We start from the raw sequence: 15,145 nt of genomic DNA, 5'->3' as shown, positions 1-15,145 counted from the left end.
TTTAAATAGATTAAATACAGTAACCGCACTCAATACGGAGTGCCAAAGACGAACAGATTTTATGAATGCTCCACAAGCAATTATTGAAAAAATTCAATTAAAGGATGGTAGAGAGATTACCATTGAGACAGGGAAACTGGCCAAGCAGGCCAACGGATCTGTAGTAGTAAGAATGGGCGGGACGATGCTTCTTGCCACCGTTGTAGCCAATAAAGATGCTAGCCCGGGTGTGGATTTCCTTCCGCTTACCGTAGATTACAGAGAGAAATTCTATTCAGGCGGTAAGATTCCCGGAAACTTTTTCAGAAGAGAGGCAAGACCGTCTGACGAGGAAATTTTAACAATGAGACTGGTAGACCGGGTATTGCGTCCGCTTTTCCCGGATGATTTCCATGCTGAGGTTCAGGTGATGATTTCCCTGATTTCTTATGATAAAGAATGTATGCCTGAAGCATTGGCTGGATTAGCCGCTTCTGCTGCCATCGCCATTACCGATATCCCTTTCAACGGTCCTATGTCTGAAGTGACAGTAGCCAGAATCGATGGGCAGTTGGTGATAAACCCAAGCAGAGAAAACCTGGAAAAAGCTGACCTGAATATCCTTGTAGGTGCCACCAAAGATTCTATCGTAATGGTGGAAGGTGTTATGGACGAGATTACCGAAGAGGAAATGATTGAAGCAATAAAATTCGGCCACGAAGAAATTAAAGTTCAGGTTGAAGCTCAGGAAAGACTTGCTGAAAGAGTAGGCAAGTCCTTGCCAAAAAGAGAATACAGCCACGAAACACATGACGAGGAAATTCGTGAGAAGGTGTGGAAAGAAACTTACGACAAAGTTTATGAGGTGGCCAAAACACCATCGGCAAAAGAAGAAAGACATGAAAACTTCAAGGCAGTTCTTGAGGAGTTCTTGGCTCAATATTCAGAGGAAGAACTGGAAACAGTGAAGCCTTTTGCGAAGATCTATTTTCATGATGTGGAAAAAGAGGCAATGCGTCAGATGATTCTGAACGAAAAGATCCGTCTGGATGGCCGTACACCGGAAACCATCCGTCCGATCTGGTCAGAGGTGGATTATCTGCCGGGTGCGCACGGATCTGCGGTATTCACCAGAGGTGAAACGCAGTCTCTAACAGCGGTGACCTTAGGTTCTGTTAAAGATGCCAACATGGTAGATTCCGTTGCGATTAATTACGACGAGAAATTTTTCCTTCATTATAACTTCCCGCCGTTCTCTACGGGTGAGGCAAGACCATTAAGAGGAACCTCCAGAAGAGAAGTGGGGCACGGGAACCTGGCACAGCGTGCACTTTCAAAAATAATTCCCGCAGAAAACCCGTATACCATCCGTATCGTTTCGGATATCCTGGAATCCAACGGTTCATCTTCAATGGCAACGGTTTGCGCCGGAACATTGGCTCTGATGGATGCAGGTGTACAGATTACAAAACCGGTTTCCGGAATTGCAATGGGATTGGTAACAGATCCAGAGTCAGGTAAGTTTACCGTACTTTCGGATATCTTAGGGGACGAGGATCACCTGGGTGATATGGACTTCAAAGTAACAGGAACTGCAGAGGGTATCACAGCTTGCCAAATGGATATCAAAATTCAGGGACTTTCTATGGACATCATGGAAACTGCACTGAAACAAGCCAGAGAAGGCCGTCTGCATATCCTTGGGGAAATGCTGAAGACCATCGATGCACCGAGAACTGACGTTAAACCGCACGCGCCGAAAATGGAAGTGCTTGAAATTCCCAAAGACTTCATTGGTGCGGTTATCGGACCTGGCGGAAAAATTATCCAGCAGATGCAGAAAGATTTCGATACGGTTATCGCGATTGAAGAGATCGGCGAGATCGGCAGAATTGAGATTTCAGGTGTTAGCAGAGAAAACATCAACGCGACCATCGCTGCGATTAACGAAATTACTTTCGTACCTACTGTAGGCGAGGTTTACAACGGTAAAGTGGTGAAAGTAATGGATTTCGGTGCTTTCGTAGCGATTGCTAAAGGTACTGAAGGTTTGCTTCACATCTCTGAGATTGAATGGAGCCGTTTGGATAAAGTCCCATACAGCGAAGGTGATATGGTGGAAGTGAAATTCATGGGTTACGATGACCGTAAGAAAATGAAACTTTCGCGTAAAGTACTACTTGAAAGACCTCCAAGACCGGAACGTAAGGAAGGCGATGGCGATAACCGTGGCCCAAGAAACGACCGCAGAGACGGTGGCGACAGAAGACAGGGAGGGAACAACCGCGGTGGTAATGGCAGACCGGAGCACAGCGGCCGCCAGACCGAGAAACCAGCGGGCGAACATACCTTCAAGCCACTGAACGAAAGTGAAAATACTGACGATGTGAAGCCGGAAGGATTCTAATCTAACAGATAAATAATAATGAAACCACCGATGATTCGGTGGTTTTTTTGTGGGTACCGGGAATGTGGTCGATAGTGTTGGGTACGGGCGGATTGTAGAGTGTGTAGGTGGTGATCTGCTAGATGAGTTTCTGCAGGTTCGCGACATTGCGCGCGTGCCCTACTTGTGATTGTGATGCCATCTTGTTGTTTTTTAGGCTGTTGAGAAGTGAATTTAGAAATTATTTCGGAATGGGTGAGATCTTTTTTTTGTTGGTTGGGGAAAAAAAGTCCGAAGTGGGAGACTTCGGAGAACATGGTCTAATTATTTACAGTTAGTAGTATTAAAAAACCGTTGGATCTGATGTAGGATGAGTTATTTTTACGGCTAACTCTTTCTTCAATTCTGGCGAGTCTAATACACAGAAAATTAGAGAACGTTCTTGCATTCGTTTTTCAATATCGGTGCGGCCTCTAATAAAGAATAAATTTTTTAGAAGTCGCTTATAGGCTTCGTCACTGTGATAGATAACAATAATTTTTTTCTTTAAATTTCTAATATCTTTTAAATAATCAAATATTTCGTTGATATAATATGCATCTGATTTATCGAGGGAATGTCCCCAAAAAAAGATTTGATAATCTGATGATCTATTAAATTGTATATCATTTAAGAAATGATAATCAGTTCGATACGCATATTTTTGATAATATTTCGTAAATCTTAAATAGTCATCAGCGTTTTCCTCTTTATTAAACAACTCATTAATACCAAAAACAATGTTTTCCGTACCTTCTTCCGACTTTCCGTGCAAATAAAATAGCTTTGCCCTACCCTCATATATTTTGTTTGCCGTAGCAGTATAATTAAATGTAAAATGATAATCAAATAAGTTGTAAAAATCTATGTTTGTTATCGTGTCGGTACGCTGATCAAGCAAAGGTGTGACAAAGGTTGAAAGGTAAATATGAAAAAGTTTTTTGAACTCCATTAATTGTGAGAATATTAAATCCAAGATTTTTTGTTCATCAATATCAACAACGAAATTTTCTTTCTTAATCAAAAATTTTTCGTTTATAATAATAAATTCAAAATTAGTTTGAACAACATTTAATACATTTAAAACGCTTGCATACTCCACTTTCCCGTCAAGCTTCTCTTTAACAGATATACGAGCACTATGTGGGAGAGTACCGGCACTAAAAATATTCATGCGGAGCAGCTTTGTCGAATTATACACACAATTCAGCAAATATTCTAATTTACTTTCGAAGTCAATCCACGTGTCAATATTGTATTCTTTTTGAAAATACTGATATAAAAGATTTTTTCCAGTAATTTCTCTTATTTCATCGATAGTTTTAGGACTAATAGAAATCGCATTGGTAAATGCTTGCTTTATACCCTCATAATTTTTGGCATTTTGATACAAAGACTCAAAGTCTATTTCCTTATTTTCCGAAACAAACTTTATTATTTTCATAAAATCTTCATACCAAGTAGGAAGGTTATGATGAAGGTCGAAACCGTTTCCAGTAATTAAAATCCGAGGCATGATAAATATTATAATAAATGATTTCAATATAAAATTTTACAGCGATAACAAACTACGCGTTTTCACTTTGCTGCCCCCCGTCCTTCGGACACCCCTCCGGTGGAGGGGAATGGAGAATCAATAAGGTTGAGGAGGTAACTTTTTTCAGCGATTGAAAAGAAAGCACCGTGGTCGGGAGACTTCAGAGAATGGATGAAGCTGATCAAGAGCAGTATCGCGGGTGTCGGACGCTTTTTGAGCTTCGCTTAGTTCTTTTTTCTGAGATTCTTTAAGGAAAAAAAAATTCATACGCCGTTTGCCGTGCAGTAATGGTCTTATTCTAGGCCTTTACAATTTGAAAGGCTTTATTTCAATTTTCTGAACTTGAATTTCATCTTTGCTGACTTCTGAAAATTCTATAATATTTTCTTCTTTAATTTTGGAAAAAAGTGCATTAAATGCGTTCTTGTCCTGATCTCTTTTTAAATCTAAAACATCGGTTCCAAACAATGCCGTCGGGATAATATCTTCTCTGGATGATTTGCCGAATGAAACGAAAATATATTTATTTTTATTTCTTTTCATATCTTCTATATACCCCTCTTAACTAAATGTAATAAATAGAATATAAACAAAAAAGCCAAAAAAGCCAATAATAGAAGGCGTTTGCGGTCTTTTAAGCGGTTTGGATTGGATGAATCGAAATGTAAATTTATCACCGCTTACTACCATTATACTACTATTTTAAACATCTTTTAAAGCTCGTTTAAATCACTTTCCAAATACAGCCTGTTCAACAGGTCAATTATTACCATTTAAGCCTTATAACCTACGTTATAGGGCTTTTTGCATGCTCCAATGGTCTCAGCTCTTGATTACTTTTCCTGTGGGCAGCACTGCTTTCAAAAAATCCTTTAATAAGTAATGGATTATCATTTGGATTATCATTTGGATTATCAATTGACAGTAAAATATGTGGTTGAAATGAGCATTGAAGGGCAAAAAACCCCACTAAAACAGCATAAAAACCCCTGAATAACCGTCTTAATTGCATCCTGCTACAAAGTAATAATATATATAAAATACTGTAAAACAGTGCTTTTGCACGGTGATGCGTCAGTTGGTCACAAAAAAACATGTGTACTACTTCAGTTTTGTTCTTTCTTCAGCAACTCTTGTATAAGGAATGCCCTGTTTGTAGTCTTTTTTTAATTCAGAAATTTCTTTTCTAAGGTTTTTAATTTCTGTGTCTTTGTATTTTAACAATTCCTGCTGCGCATTCAGCAGGCTTTCACTAATCGTGTGCGTGGCGTTACTTTGATAATCTATATTACCAGAATTGCCAATAATCATAGGATTGGATCCCCTAAACAAAAAATTCGCATCCAGATCTTTAAAGACATTTAGGATGTTATACATTTTATCGCATCCGAAATTATGGCCGTTAATGATATTGCTGATCTGGCTGTCGGTTTCTCCTAATAAGTTACCCGCCTTTTTCTCGCTTAGGCCTTTATGTAACAAGAATTCAGAAAAGCGTGTGCCTAATGCATGTAAATTTGTTGAGGCTGCATCCTGTAGTGCTTCAGATTTCCGATCATTAAGCATTTCACCTTTACCAGTTAACAACCAACAAGAGTTTAAACGGGGATAATTTTCAACTATTTTAGTAAGCCATTTGGCTTGTATATCCGTGTTGTTTTTGATAGCACGGGATAAAACGCCCTTACTGGCTCCGATTTTGGCCTCCAAAAATGTAATCGTTACATTCTCATATTCAGCCACTTGCTTGATTCTATTTAAAATATTCTCCATGAGCGATGAAAATTATCACCATTACTTTTGGTGAAGTTGAAAATTATCTTCTATATTTGCTCAATAATTGAAACAAAAAGAGCAATGAACAAAGGAACAAAAAAAGCAGAATACAACCAGCACAATGTAGATGCGATTACAGCACTGGTTGAAAAATTTGGATTGTCCGCCTATTATATACGGCAAAGCGTGAACGGTAACCGCAATGGTGTGGTACCGGATAAGATCCGCAAGGAGTATAAAGAAATCTGCAAGCAGCTGGATGACGCTAAAACCAAAGCAGTGGAAAACTTTAAGAAACAATAAACAAATATTAACATGAAAAAGCTTATAAACAAAGTCCTGAGGTTCAGACGCACAGTATCCTTCATCTACAGCGAAAAGATGATACAGGAGGAATGGATCTTTTTCGGGACCTTCAAAATTGTAACCCAAAAAACTGCCTAAGCATGAGAATTATATTAATTGAAGATCCCAGGGAGGTAGGTAGTGCTAAAGCCTCCGAAAGTGAAAGAATCTTCCACACACTAAAAAAACTTGGATACAAAGTTGAGACTACTGGAACTCCAAAGATTTCAGCCGAACAGCTTCCCGAATCTTATTACGACCAACTTGTGCATCATAAACTCGCATACGGTGTGAAAGATCGTTTACAACCTTTGCGAAACGTTCGAGATATTCCTTTCTCAGAGTTGCTTCATCTTGAGCAGAAAGTGAATGATTTGCAAGTAGCATTACAGCAGATTCTAAAGCCTCTACCTGAGCGCGAAGCAGAACAATCTCTGTAACGGCAAAATCATGTTCTAAAGCATAATCATCTTCCATAAACTGAATTTTTTTGTTAGCACTTCAAATTTAGTTTTTTTCCGGCGATACGCTCCCAGTATTCTCACTGGTGCGGTTCGTAACCGCAGCCGGAACAATAAAAAACTTAAACTAATATGCCTCATTTTTGGGAACATACAAATAAAGTCGCTGTAGAGGTTTCGGAACTCGTTCCGGAATTCTGGAGTAGTCAAAACACACTTTCCATGGAGATCAGCCGTAATAGAGAAAGAAATTATGGCATAAAGGCACTTCAACGCGGAGGTGGGAAAAATCGCAAATTACTGATTGATTTCGATTCACTTCCTAACCACATACAGCAGCAGTTGGGTGACCCCCGGAATGTAGAACATAACCTGCTTTATTTCTACAAAACAGATTCAGTGGCTGTGGACTTTTACACCTCATTCTGCCGTCCGGATGGGTCTTACCTTAATCCTGATGAACAGCAAAGGTATATCACCAATGCAAGTGTACTGATCAGTGTTTTACAGCTGAGGCAAAAGCACCAGGCTGAAAGAATTAAAGTAGGAATGTCTTTAAAAGGTCTGAACAATTTCCTTTGTGATGAAAGCAATTCATTCAGCCGCTATTTGGAAAGCAAAAACCTGCCAACGCACAATCTGCCCACGCATCCGACCCGATTTAAAGAAGCTTTAAACGAGTTTGAAACGTCATTTAATCATAATAAACGGGAGTGGCCGTACAATTTCCTGTCGATCATCAAAGACGTTGCAGGGAAACGCAAACTGAACCCTCGGAAAGTGGATGATGTTACAGAATCCGTTCTGAACGGTCTATTCGCTAACATCAGCCATAAGCCTACGGTTACAGAGATTCACAGATCTTATGAAGCATTTTTAAGCGGTTATATACAGGTTTATAATGAGGATACAGGCGAAATTTTCAATCCTAAAGATTTTAAAAAGCTTTCGGAAAGCACGGTTCGCAACTTCCTCACGAAATGGGAAAATCAGGCGGCAACGCACAAGCAGCGTTCCGGGGACCGCCAGAAGTACATGCAGAAATTCAAACCATATCATCAGCTCGAAAGGCCAAAATTTGCCGGATCCCTCATATCAATTGATGACCGGAACCCACCTTTCAAAGATCTGGACGGAAACAGGGTTTGGTTTTACAACGGAATTGATCTGGCCAGTGAGTGTTTTACAGTATTCGTACACGGAAAGACCAAAGACGGAATTATTACTGAGTTCTACCGCCAGATGGTCAGGAACTACACCGAATGGGGTTTCAATCTTCCGGACGGACTGGAAGCGGAAAGCGCGTTAAACAGCAGTTTTACCAACACATTCCTTCAGGAAGGATATATGTTCCAAAACGTAAGAATTGAAGCCAATAACGCGCGCGGTAAGCGGATTGAACGTTATTTCGGTTCGCTGCGATACGAAGTGGAAAAACAGCGTGAAGGATGGTTGGCCAGACCGCACGCCAAATCAGAATCTAATCAGTCCGGCGCTGCCAAAGTTCCTCAGATTCCATATGATCAGATTGTTGAAAATGCGATTCAGGATTTGTTCGACTGGAACAACAGTCCGCACTCGCAGGATCCGTCTGTAACGCGTTGGGAATATTTCTTACAGAACCAGCATCCGGAACTGAAGCCTACCAATTGGAAAGCGATCCTGCCACACCTTGGATATCACACACAGACTTCATGTAACGCCGGATACATCAAACTTCAGGGCAAACCTCGTGCAATTGCACAGAACGGCGAAATCTGCACCGGTGAAAGTTTAATTACAGCTATGAAGGCTATTGAGGGCAGAGATATCGACGTTTACTGGCTCGATGACCATGCCGGGAATGTACTGAAAGCACTGGCATTCTGCGAAGGGAGGTTTATCTGTGAAGTTCAGGAAATGCCGAAATATAATAGAGCGGTCATAGAGCGTACCCCCGAATCTGAAAAGGCGCGTGAGATCCAAAGCAGCTATGTAGCAACGGTTGAGGCTTTCATCAGAAAACAGGAAAAAGCACTGATGAAAGTTAGCATTTACCAACAGCCAAAGCCGGTACCGCAAAACGGATTTTTTATCCCTGGAATGAACTTAAAAGGGTTCAGACCGGAGCCTGAAACGGTGGAAGTCATTGATACAGATGAACAGGAGAAAATGGCTGTGGTGCCGTCCACCAGTTGGAAAAACTCATTTTTAAATAATCATTAAAACTCACAACAATGGAATTATCAATTGAATATAAGCAGCAGGTAAGAACAGCACTACTGGAACGCCGCCCCAACTTTGGCGGAACGGACGGACAGTTTGCTAAGATCTACGGAATTAACGGTGCGGTCTTCAGCAGGCTGAACAAAGGCGAAATTGAAGGTCTTATTTCACCGTCTCAGTGGCTTCAGATCGGTCGCGAACTGGGTATAAACAATAAAAAAAGCAGCTGGAAGGTCGTGCGCACAAAAGTGTATACAGAAATAGAAAGCAGCATCCAGTTCTGCCAGACTTTTGCGCGCTCCATGGTGCTGGTGGATGCCTGTGGTATCGGTAAGACTTTCAGCGCGAAAAACATCGTGAAAACCATGCGCAATGCCTTTTATATCGACTGTTCCCAGTCCAAAAGTAAGCAGCTGTTTGTGCGCCATTTTGCTAAAACACTAGGTATTGATAACAAAGGCAAATACATCGACGTAAAGGAAAACCTGAAGTATTACATCAATCAGCTCGAAAACCCGGTGTTTATCCTGGATGAAGTTGGAGACTTGGAATACACTGCCTTTCTGGAACTGAAAGAACTGTGGAACGCGGCCGATGGAACTGCGGGATGGTTAATGATGGGAGCTGATGGATTAAGAAACAAGATCCAAAAGGGAATCAATAATAAAAAGGTAGGCTTTGCTGAGATCTTCAGCCGCTTTTCTGATGAATTCATACAGCTTACACCTAATGGTGTACTGGACAGACAGGCATTCTATAACGAATTGCTTACGCAGGTTGCAACCGCAAACCACACCGGATCCCAACCGGTTGAAACTTTGGTGAAACAATGCCTTAAAAAAGAAGCTACGCTGCGGCACCTGGAAACGCTCATTAAAATTTCTGCATAAGTATGAGGACCTACACAGTAAGCAACATCCTGAACAGGAAAATGAAAACGCTGGTGCTTACAGGAATCTGGCTTACCATATTCGGGGAGCCGGAACGCACAGGCAAGGTCTGGATTATCTATGGTGAAGAAAAGCAGGGAAAAACATGGTTTGCAATGCTGTTCGCTCAGTACCTGAGCACACTTGAAGCGGTCCTGTACATATCAGCTGAAGAGGGTCTGGGCCTCACCTTTCAGGAAGTGATCCAGCGGGCCAATTTCGACCCTAAAAACAAGAAGTTTAAAGCCTACGGGTACTTACCACTGGCTGAACTTCGGGAGGCCCTAAAAAAGCGTTATGCACCGAAACTGGTTTTCATAGATAACGTGACTTTTTACAGTGACGAACTGAAGAACGGCGGGTTTCAGGAACTGATAAAAGAAAATCCGGATAAGATGTTTTTCTTTTTAGCTCATGAAGAACGCGGCGAACCGTACACCGCTACTGCAAAGATGATCAAACGAATGGCAGACAGAATAGTCAGGGTTCAGGGGTTGGTAGCCACAGTAGGCGGCCGAACCACCGGCGGACAGTTCATCATAGACCAGGAGAAAGCAATGATCCTTCACGGATCTGAAATAATAAAGTAACACAACAATTCACAACAATGAAGAAAGTTAACCAAAACCCGAACCGCCTGCTGGTAAAAAAGGCACTGGGTTACAATGACTGGGGTTACGACAACCTGATACATCAGTTTTTCGTTACCTGGTGCGAAGCAATGGCCCTGAAGTTCTACCACCAGGACCGGAACCTGATTACGAATGAAAGCCTGTTCGCTTACTATAAAAAGCAATGGCAGATCCTGGTTGAAACCAGAATGATTTCTGAGTACGGCGGTTACATGATGAACCACCTGCCGGATGCGGAACAAACGTACTACAAGTACCTGTATGAATTTGCCATGGAGCTCGAAAATTATTATCCGGCCTCACTGCTGAATAAGTCTAAACCCAAAGTGAAAACAAAACCTAAATATCATTTCGACCTAAATTAAAAATTATGACAGAAGAATTAAAAGCCGAAGTAAAATCGGTATTACAAAAAATGAGCTCAGCAAACATTCCGGGAATCTTCCTGGCCTTTTCTGAAGAGAAAGTGATCAGCCTTAGAAACTGCTCTGATCAGCAAACCGCACAGCTGATTATAAACCAGGTTGAAAGCACTGACAGCATGAAAGAAGTATTTGTAGAGGAACTGGAAGCTTTAGCAGCGCGGGAAATTGAAACAGCACAAAGTGAAAAAACTAATTGAGACCATTAAACTATGGCTTTTCCCGCCATTCAGTTTTTAACACAAGATCAAACCTAAATAAACACTATTAAAAATGCACAATTCAGGAAACTACGGTTATGGAAACCTTAATCCAACAATGAACAGACGCCAACGCCGTCAGAAACCACAAAGAGAATTCAACAACAAAAAAGGAATTCAAATGGTTGTGGTGGGCAACTACAAATACAAGAAAGTATTTCAGCGGATTGGCAACAAAACAATTGTTCACACCATTTTAGTTCACCCAGTTTAATTTATAAGCATTAATACCAATGACTATAGACATTACCAACCTTTCACCAACCGAAAAAAAAGAATTTATCGCACAGGCGCGCGAGCTGGAAAAACAGGAAAAGGAACAGCGGGCAAAGGATATGCAGGCTTTGGAGGACATCGCAAAAGAAGTGGTTCCCGCCTCATTTGCATTACTTCAGGAAGCATCCGACAATCTGGCCAAAGCGAAAGCGCAGGTGTTTCGGGATTTCCGCGATTATCTGCTGCTTAAGATTGAAACCATGGGCGTAAAAAGCAATCAGCAAACACACACAGTCAGTTTCAACAATCAGTCTGTTAAGCTGGGTTACCGCATAACCGACGGTTATAATGATGATGCCGGCTACGGACTGGCAATGGTTCACCGCTTCCTGGGCACGCTGGCCAAAGATGACAATTCTAAAAAACTGATCGGTGCCCTGAACCGTCTGCTACAGAAAAACGGAAAGGGTGACCTGGACAGCAAAAAAGTACTGGAGCTTAGGCAAATCGCAGACCGTGATTATCCGGATACTGATTTGCAGCGAGGTGTTGAGATCATCCAGAACAACTACAGCCCCAAACTTTCAAAATGGTTTGTTGAAGCCTGGCAAGTGGACAGCACAGGCGTGGAAAAAAGCCTTCCGCTTTCCATTACCGCAGTAAACCTACCGGAAGATGTAGACCTTACTTTTTTACTGCCTAAAGAAGATTAAATTGAGCACCATTACCACCACCCAAATAACGCAGTTGCAAACAATATGCAGCGGTAAGTTCCGGAACCGCGAAGAGCGCTTAGAAGCCTTATCTGAAATGATGGGCGTGGAACTTAATTCCATTAAAGATTTAAGCCGGTTGCAGGCAGATGAGCTGATACACTTTTTCAACACTGGCAAACCGCTTAATCACTCTACGTGGGCCTTGTTCGACCGGAACAATTCACAGCACCGCACAGTTCTGTCCTTATGCCATCAGCTGGGCTGGGTGCAGGAAGAAAAACCGGAGTTTGTGGATCTACACCGTTTGGGTGGTTGGCTTAAATCCGACAGAAGCCCTGTGAAAACGCCGCTAAAGGAAATGACCAGGGCTGAGCTGTCTAAAATAATTTCAGCACTTCAGAACATTATCCAAAAACAGTACAAATAATATGGAAGAATTAGCAATTGCAGTGGGTATATCCACTTTCATCATGGGACTTTTTATGGGCCTGCTCGGTGCCCTGGTAATAAGTTCCGGATTCCAGAAAAATTCAAGAAATCATTAACCTAAAATTATACTTTATGCAGAAAAGTGAGTATGGAGGAATCAGTTTCCTCGGGCTTTTAGCCATCGTTTTTATAACTCTTAAACTGACTCAGGTCATAGACTGGTCCTGGTGGTACGTATTAATGCCCTTGTGGCTTCCCATTGTCATCTTTGCCTTAGTTGGGCTGGTAATGCTACTTGTACAGGCTGTCATCTTTTGGATCGCTCAAAGAGAGTTTAAAAAGCACCTCAGGAAATAGTTTGTTGGATATCCCCTGAAGATTGGATCCAGCCGCAAATGGTGGGCGCAGGTTCGACCCCTGCCAGGGGAACAGGAATTAAATAAAAGAATGAAATGGGACTACACACAAGAGACGTACAAAAAATTTTAAAAGCCGGATTTACAATTATCCGGGAAGACAGGGAACGCCTTGCAATAAAATGCAAAACAGCAACGCGGCGCGAATGGCATACACTGCAAAAAGACTTTGCCAGTAAGGCTGCAATGCGCAGGGAAATGGATCAGTTGCTTACAATTTCAACAATTATTGAAGATTGATATGAACACAGAAATCAGAGACAAAATCGCCAAAGTGCTGGAACTGGCCAACCGTGGTGTTGACGGAGAAAAGGAAGCCGCACAGATAGCACTGAACCGCCTGGTGAAAAAATATGATCTGTCTGACGAAGATCTTAGCAGAATAAACCTCACCCGGTATTATTTCAAATACAAAACCGAACTGGATAAAAAACTGTTCTGTCAGCTGGTACAATACTTTTTTAACGAAAAAGGATTGCAGATCTATTTAAGTACGGTTAATGGCCGGAATCTTTCGGTTGATCTGGAATATTTGGACTGGGTGACACTGGACAGCGCTTATGAGTATTTCAGACGGCACGCAGCTGCACAATTTACAGAGTTCTGTTTACCGCATGTAAAGCGATGCAGATCTGCCAAAACCAAAAACGCCAAACGGGCTGAGTTGCAAAATGCTTTCTTTTCCAAATATGTAATAGCCTCTAAAATTTACCATCCGGATCAGATTAAAGAAATTGACTATTCCGGCATGAGCAATAAAGAGCGTGAAGCTACATACAAACAGGGTCAGATCCTGGGCAATGTGAAAGGCGGTGAATTTCATACGCAGGTAACCAATAGTAAGAGAAACCTTCTGTCATGAAATATGTCATCTACAAGCGTAACGGTCTATTTCTGCCAGTAACTTTCCCTGATCACATTACACATTCACAGGTAAAAATCGAATGGGAAGGTAGCTTGGAACTGTATTCCGCTGGTTTCTTTAGCCTGAACAGTTTTGGATTACCGGTAATTTTACCAGGAATTTCTGAAAGTTTGAATATTGGCCCGTCTTCATCCGATGAAGACATTTTAAGAAGATTCTATCTCAACTGTGAAACTTCTCACTTCATAGATTACAGTGAATATTAAGCAATGACAGATCTGCAATTTCTACAGCTGCTAAAACGGGAACTGGCAGAGTGCCGGGTTCCGGACAGCAGCGGCAAATGCAAAAGCAGCCTGGACGCGCTGGATCTTGTCCAGGAGTTCCGGCTGAATATTGAAAGGAAAGTGATCAATGATTTCCTGACCGGTTACAAATCATTTACACCCGATCATATTGCCAGAAGCATTGCCGCAGAAAAAGTGATCCGCGACTATCAAAAACAAAAGACCAATGAAAATAAACGTAAAAACAGATCCTGAAACCCTGTTCCTGATCCACCGGATCATACGTGACCGGTGCCAGGAACTGGCAACTGACAGAGTAAGGAGATCCGGCAAATCCATGCGCATTGAACTCTTCAGCCAGTTAAGCCAGCGGTGCCTTAATTACAGCTGTAATCCTAATGGTAAGCAAATATCCCTCACTCTGAAATACCACCTCGCAAACCTGCTGTATGAAGTTCTTTGCAGTGCCGGAAACTTCGGAGTGTATGAAGCTAACAAAATTGAAATGCTGAAGAACGAATTACACCAAAAACTGTTATGAGAACCTTTATAGCAAAACACCAAAAGACCGGTCTTAAAATCACTTTTAAATACAGTTTAAACGGCGTTTTACAGCTGATTGAATTTGAAGGCGACTGGGAAAGTGAGAAGGTGAAAAAAGTAACGGCCAATCTACCCAGTGACACTACCCACATGTTGGAAAGAATTAAAACCCAGGATATGAAATCCGGTTGGATATTCGCTGAGCTTAGTGATGTGAGTTTTGAAAACTTCTATAAACAGTACCCGCGTAAAGTGGGCCCTAAAGAAGTCACCGAAAAAGCCTGGAACAAATTGGGCAACGTGGATAAGATGGAAGCCATACTTTCCATTCCGGAGCTCGTGAAACTAAAGTCGGACGGAACCGCGTTCCCTTACCCGGCAACTTATTTAAACAAAAAATATTGGAAATAATGGAAGGATATATTGACTATAACGAACAAAAGCCCGCGGACGGCGTGGAAGTAATTTGTTTTAACCCCAAGTGGATAGACGAAGATGTGAATCCTAAAGGTGTACGGATCGGATTTAAAAACGAAGATGATTTTGTAACAGCCCACTATTGGTGGTATAAAGACTGTTACATGACGATATCACACAGTGAATGTGACGATAACGATGCGTTTAGTGAGCAAATTAAAAACAATATTGAACCAACACACTGGAGGCCTATTTAATTAAAAAACACTGGAAACAATGAAAAGA

23 protein-coding genes are annotated in these 15,145 nt (G+C 41.6%); 19 read left to right on the top strand and 4 right to left on the bottom strand.

The annotated features are described in order from the left end of the window. The first annotated feature begins 61 nt into the window (after positions 1-61). A complete protein-coding gene (locus tag F7R58_RS08970; protein WP_158064595.1) occupies positions 62-2,386 on the top strand; it encodes a polyribonucleotide nucleotidyltransferase in 2,325 nt (774 codons plus the stop codon). Between the two features lie 322 nt (positions 2,387-2,708). On the opposite strand, the gene F7R58_RS08965 is transcribed toward F7R58_RS08970, so the two are convergent. From F7R58_RS08965 to F7R58_RS08955, 3 genes are all read right to left on the bottom strand, one after another. Then, positions 2,709-3,947, bottom strand: a complete 1,239-nt coding sequence (locus tag F7R58_RS08965; protein WP_158064594.1) for an AbiH family protein — start codon at positions 3,945-3,947, stop codon at positions 2,709-2,711. 300 nt (positions 3,948-4,247) lie between these two features. After that, positions 4,248-4,484, bottom strand: a complete 237-nt coding sequence (locus F7R58_RS08960) for a hypothetical protein (protein ID WP_158064593.1) — start codon at positions 4,482-4,484, stop codon at positions 4,248-4,250. 558 nt (positions 4,485-5,042) lie between these two features. Beyond that, entirely contained in the window at positions 5,043-5,714 is a 672-nt protein-coding gene (locus F7R58_RS08955) for a hypothetical protein (protein WP_158064592.1), read from the bottom strand. Positions 5,715-5,798: 84 nt separating this feature from the next. Between F7R58_RS08955 and F7R58_RS08950 the strand changes: the two genes are divergently transcribed. Continuing rightward, a complete protein-coding gene (locus tag F7R58_RS08950) occupies positions 5,799-6,020 on the top strand; it encodes a hypothetical protein (RefSeq protein ID WP_158064591.1) in 222 nt (73 codons plus the stop codon). Between the two features lie 12 nt (positions 6,021-6,032). Further along, positions 6,033-6,161, top strand: a complete 129-nt coding sequence (locus F7R58_RS13090; protein WP_262714086.1) for a hypothetical protein — start codon at positions 6,033-6,035, stop codon at positions 6,159-6,161. A gap of 108 nt (positions 6,162-6,269) precedes the next feature. On the opposite strand, the gene F7R58_RS08945 is transcribed toward F7R58_RS13090, so the two are convergent. Then, positions 6,270-6,539: a hypothetical protein gene (locus F7R58_RS08945; protein WP_158064590.1), complete on the bottom strand. Its 270-nt coding sequence runs from the start codon at positions 6,537-6,539 to the stop codon at positions 6,270-6,272. 116 nt (positions 6,540-6,655) lie between these two features. Here F7R58_RS08945 and F7R58_RS08940 point away from each other — a divergent pair, with 116 nt between their 5' ends. The 16 genes from F7R58_RS08940 (at position 6,656) to F7R58_RS08865 (ending at position 15,117) form a co-directional block, all read left to right on the top strand. Continuing rightward, complete coding sequence (locus tag F7R58_RS08940; RefSeq protein ID WP_158064589.1) at positions 6,656-8,728, top strand: hypothetical protein; 2,073 nt, start codon at positions 6,656-6,658, stop codon at positions 8,726-8,728. 11 nt (positions 8,729-8,739) lie between these two features. Continuing rightward, positions 8,740-9,618 (top strand): ATP-binding protein, encoded by an 879-nt coding sequence (locus F7R58_RS08935; protein WP_158064588.1) that lies wholly within the window; start codon positions 8,740-8,742, stop codon positions 9,616-9,618. Between the two features lie 2 nt (positions 9,619-9,620). Next, complete coding sequence (locus F7R58_RS08930) at positions 9,621-10,247, top strand: hypothetical protein (protein ID WP_158064587.1); 627 nt, start codon at positions 9,621-9,623, stop codon at positions 10,245-10,247. Positions 10,248-10,264: 17 nt separating this feature from the next. Continuing rightward, positions 10,265-10,654, top strand: coding sequence for a hypothetical protein (locus F7R58_RS08925; protein ID WP_158064586.1), 390 nt, complete (start codon positions 10,265-10,267; stop codon positions 10,652-10,654). Positions 10,655-10,659: 5 nt separating this feature from the next. Beyond that, positions 10,660-10,911 carry a hypothetical protein gene (locus tag F7R58_RS08920; RefSeq protein WP_158064585.1) on the top strand — a complete coding sequence of 84 codons (252 nt, stop codon included), beginning with the start codon at positions 10,660-10,662 and terminating at the stop codon, positions 10,909-10,911. A 73-nt stretch (positions 10,912-10,984) separates the two neighbouring features. Continuing rightward, positions 10,985-11,185: a hypothetical protein gene (locus tag F7R58_RS08915; protein WP_158064584.1), complete on the top strand. Its 201-nt coding sequence runs from the start codon at positions 10,985-10,987 to the stop codon at positions 11,183-11,185. Positions 11,186-11,204: 19 nt separating this feature from the next. Beyond that, positions 11,205-11,900 (top strand): DUF3164 family protein, encoded by a 696-nt coding sequence (locus tag F7R58_RS08910; RefSeq protein ID WP_158064583.1) that lies wholly within the window; start codon positions 11,205-11,207, stop codon positions 11,898-11,900. Between the two features lies 1 nt (position 11,901). Beyond that, positions 11,902-12,330, top strand: coding sequence for a hypothetical protein (locus tag F7R58_RS08905; RefSeq protein ID WP_187695224.1), 429 nt, complete (start codon positions 11,902-11,904; stop codon positions 12,328-12,330). A gap of 134 nt (positions 12,331-12,464) precedes the next feature. Next, positions 12,465-12,689: a hypothetical protein gene (locus F7R58_RS08900; RefSeq protein ID WP_158064581.1), complete on the top strand. Its 225-nt coding sequence runs from the start codon at positions 12,465-12,467 to the stop codon at positions 12,687-12,689. A 95-nt stretch (positions 12,690-12,784) separates the two neighbouring features. Then, on the top strand, positions 12,785-12,988 hold the full coding sequence (locus F7R58_RS08895; protein WP_158064580.1) for a hypothetical protein: 204 nt from the start codon (positions 12,785-12,787) through the stop codon (positions 12,986-12,988). A gap of 1 nt (position 12,989) precedes the next feature. Next, complete coding sequence (locus F7R58_RS08890; RefSeq protein ID WP_158064579.1) at positions 12,990-13,610, top strand: DUF2786 domain-containing protein; 621 nt, start codon at positions 12,990-12,992, stop codon at positions 13,608-13,610. After that, complete coding sequence (locus tag F7R58_RS08885; RefSeq protein ID WP_158064578.1) at positions 13,607-13,879, top strand: hypothetical protein; 273 nt, start codon at positions 13,607-13,609, stop codon at positions 13,877-13,879. Before F7R58_RS08890 ends, F7R58_RS08885 begins: the two co-directional genes overlap by 4 nt. A 3-nt stretch (positions 13,880-13,882) precedes the next feature. Beyond that, positions 13,883-14,155, top strand: coding sequence for a hypothetical protein (locus tag F7R58_RS08880; protein ID WP_158064577.1), 273 nt, complete (start codon positions 13,883-13,885; stop codon positions 14,153-14,155). Then, positions 14,127-14,441, top strand: a complete 315-nt coding sequence (locus tag F7R58_RS08875) for a hypothetical protein (protein ID WP_158064576.1) — start codon at positions 14,127-14,129, stop codon at positions 14,439-14,441. Before F7R58_RS08880 ends, F7R58_RS08875 begins: the two co-directional genes overlap by 29 nt. Further along, complete coding sequence (locus tag F7R58_RS08870) at positions 14,438-14,854, top strand: hypothetical protein (protein WP_158064575.1); 417 nt, start codon at positions 14,438-14,440, stop codon at positions 14,852-14,854. The genes F7R58_RS08875 and F7R58_RS08870 overlap by 4 nt, the downstream gene beginning before the upstream one ends. Continuing rightward, the gene (locus F7R58_RS08865; RefSeq protein WP_158064574.1) at positions 14,854-15,117 is read left to right on the top strand and encodes a hypothetical protein; all 264 of its coding nucleotides are present in this window, start codon (positions 14,854-14,856) and stop codon (positions 15,115-15,117) included. Before F7R58_RS08870 ends, F7R58_RS08865 begins: the two co-directional genes overlap by 1 nt. Positions 15,118-15,145 lie beyond the last annotated feature (28 nt).

This window comes from Chryseobacterium sp. (assembly GCF_008831505.1).
In the GTDB taxonomy this organism is placed as follows: domain Bacteria; phylum Bacteroidota; class Bacteroidia; order Flavobacteriales; family Weeksellaceae; genus Marnyiella.
Note: the sequence above shows the minus strand (reverse complement) of the source record. Positions and strands in the feature narration are given on the sequence as shown.